Annotated in this window: 2 protein-coding genes; both read right to left on the reverse strand. The window is 69.4% G+C overall.

Features of this window, described 5'->3' with window-relative positions; translation table 11 throughout:
- Positions 1-267: hypothetical protein (locus VLF18_RS04255; RefSeq protein ID WP_325278379.1), on the reverse strand; the 267-nt coding region annotated here is incomplete at its 3' end.
- 18 nt (positions 268-285) lie between these two features.
- Positions 286-2,085 carry a hypothetical protein gene (locus tag VLF18_RS04260; protein ID WP_325278380.1) on the reverse strand — a complete coding sequence of 600 codons (1,800 nt, stop codon included), beginning with the start codon at positions 2,083-2,085 and terminating at the stop codon, positions 286-288.
- Positions 2,086-2,759: the final 674 nt, after the last annotated feature.

The raw sequence follows: 2,759 nt of genomic DNA on the forward strand, positions 1-2,759 counted from the left end.
GCCGCCGCTCGCCGGATGCAGCGCGTTGGCGTCGGGCTGGCCGATCGTGCCGTGGATCGCGAAGCCGCCGCCGGCGGAACGGCCGCCGCCGGCGGCGATCACGCGATTCCCTGCGGCGATTGCCGGACCGAGTTTCCGGCCGGTTCCGTGGTCCGGCGTTTCGGCCGCCGCCGCGTTGCCGCTGAACAGGCTCGCGAGGAACAGCAGCGCGAGGCGTGAGGCGCGCCGCAGCACGGGCGGCGGCGCAGAGGATTCGATGGCGCGCATGGGAGGGCTCCTGTGCGCTTACTTGAGCATGACCGCAACGCCCTGGACTTCAGGGCTGAGCGTGCCGTCGCCGCCGGACGCGATCGCGACGATGCGGATCAGGCCTTTGGTGATGACGCCCGACGCGATTGCCGTATACGTCGTTTCCTTGGTCCCGATCGAGCTGAGGTCGATGCTGCCGACGAGCGTGGACCAGCCGCCACCGGTCTGCTGGTAGTTGACGCGCAGCTGCGAACCCGCGCTGCCGGCGACGGCGACGTGCACGACCATCTTGATCTGCGTGTAGTTCGCGACGTTGACGACGTGGTACTCGCTCGCGAACGTCGAGCTCGCGCCGAGGCTCGTGAACGTGTGTCCTTCGTCCACTTCGACCCACATTTCGCGCGCGTCGACGTAGGCTTTGTTCGCCGCGTCGGTCGATGTCGTCGGCGTGGCCACGCTCGTGATGCGCTGGCTGTTGGCGGAAAGACCGGTGCTGAAGGTATTCGTGCCGGTGAAGGTGTTCGCGCCGCTCTGGTACGCGATCGTGGCCGGCAGCCGTGCGGCGTTGACGGTCGCGCTCGACGCGTTGATCGCGGCGACGACATTCGTGCCCGCGGTCGCGGCGATCGTCGGATTCGGATAGCTGCCGGTCAGATCGCCGCCGGCCGTACCGGTGGCGGTCACGGCGTCGACATAGCTCTTGTTGGCCGCGTCGGTCGATGCCGTCGGCATGGCCAGGCTCGTGATGCGCTGGCCGTTCGCGGACAGGCCCGCGGTGAACGTGTTGCTGCCGGTGAAGGTATTCGCGCCGTTCTGATACGCGAGCGTGCTCGGCAGCCGTGCCGCGCTGACGGTAGCGCCCGAGGCGTTGATCGCGGCGACGACGTTCGCGCCCGCGGTGGAGGCGATCGTGGGATTGGGATAGCTGCCGGCGAGATCGCCGCCGGCCGTGCCGGAGACCGAGATCGCATCGACGTAGGCCTTGGTGGCTGCATCCGTCGCGGCCGTCGGCGCGGCCACGTTCGTGATGCGCGAAGCGTTCGCCGAGAGCCCGCTGTTGAAGGTGTTCGTGCCGGTGAACGTGTTTGTTCCGGTGAAGGTGTTCGTGCCGTCCTGATAGGCGACGGCGGCCGGCAGCCGCGCGGCGTCGAGCGTCGCGGTCGACGCGTTGATCGCGGCGACGACGTTGGTGCCCGCCGTGGAGGCGATCGTCGGATTGGGATAGCTGCCGGCGAGATCGCCGCCGGCCGTGCCGGAGGCGGCTATCGCGTCGACGTAGCTCTTGTTCGCCGCATCCGTGGACGCCGTCGGCGTCGCGACGTTCGTGATGCGCTGACTGCCGGCGGAAAGACCTGCGGTGAAGGTGTTGCCGGCGGCGAAGACGTTGGTCTGGCTCAGGCGGGCCATGTCGCCCAGCGCGACGCCGCTCAAGGTATCGGCCGACAGGGCGTTGCGGCTGCGGATCGCATACGGCGCGAGACGAATCGGCTGCCGCGGCAACAGCGTCGTGTACGTGCCGGACGCCGAGCCCGGGCGCACGCGCAGTTCGAGATAGCGTTCCTGGTCGACGAAGAGCGCTTGGCCGAAATCGAGATCGACCGTGAACACGCCCGCGTCGACGGGCACGTCGACGAGGTCCGGCGTACACCCGAGCACGAGCGGGTCCGACGGTGCGGAAAAAAGGCAGACCTGCAGATCGTAGAGTCCCGTCGCCGGGATGCCCGCATCGGTGAGCTGGCCCTGGTAGGTGAACGCGGTGCCGACTGGAGCGGCGGCGGCGCTGCCGGCGAGAACGGAGCCCAGCAGCAGCGGCAGGGCGGTACGACGAAGAGACATGATGACGGTTCCGGAGGCGGGATGAGGCGCTTGAGCCATGCAACTGTGAAGCCAACGTGGAGACGCGCCGGCGCCGGGCCGCCGTGCGCGGCGCCGGAGGCCGGCCCGTTTCGGGAATGGCAGGGGGCGCAGTGTATCCGGCGGGCGCGCCGTGCGTTGCCGCCGTGCCGGTATGCGCTCCGCGTGATGGGCTCGACGTTCCGGACATTTTGCGATCGACGCGCGCGCCCGCATGCCTAACCGCCAAGCCAGGTCGGCGCCGATCGTGCGAAGGTGTCTGCGACGCGCGTCGGAGGCCTGCAGGGACGACGCCCGCAAACGGACATTGCCGCAGACGTAGCCCTCCGCACCGACGTCACGCTCGCGCCCGCCGCGCGTGCGGTGATCGGTGGTTCGTCGAACGAATTCGGTGTCTTTCGCCGCGATACGTCGTGGCGGCTCGTTGCCGCAGGCCAGTGCGCCTCCCCGTCGCGCCGGGCCTCGCAGCGAAATCCATCCGGGTTCTCCGTTCGACGAACGGCCGAGTCGCCGTGCCGGCGGCGCGGATACCACCTGTTCCTGGGAGGGAATCACCATGCAACGCACTGTCCGGCCGGCGCTCGCGCGCCGGTTGTTAGCATCCTTTTGTCTGTGTCTCGCGTCGGCGGCGCCGCTATTCGCGGCGGCGGCCGGTG

It is taken from the genome of Tahibacter sp., assembly GCF_035481375.1.
Classification (GTDB): domain Bacteria; phylum Pseudomonadota; class Gammaproteobacteria; order Xanthomonadales; family Rhodanobacteraceae; genus Tahibacter.

What these genes read in the sequence shown, in the direction of transcription:
- VLF18_RS04260 (WP_325278380.1), bottom strand. Translation starts at nt 2,085, where the DNA reads ATGTCTCTTCGTCGTACCGCCCTGCCGCTGCTGCTGGGCTCCGTTCTC.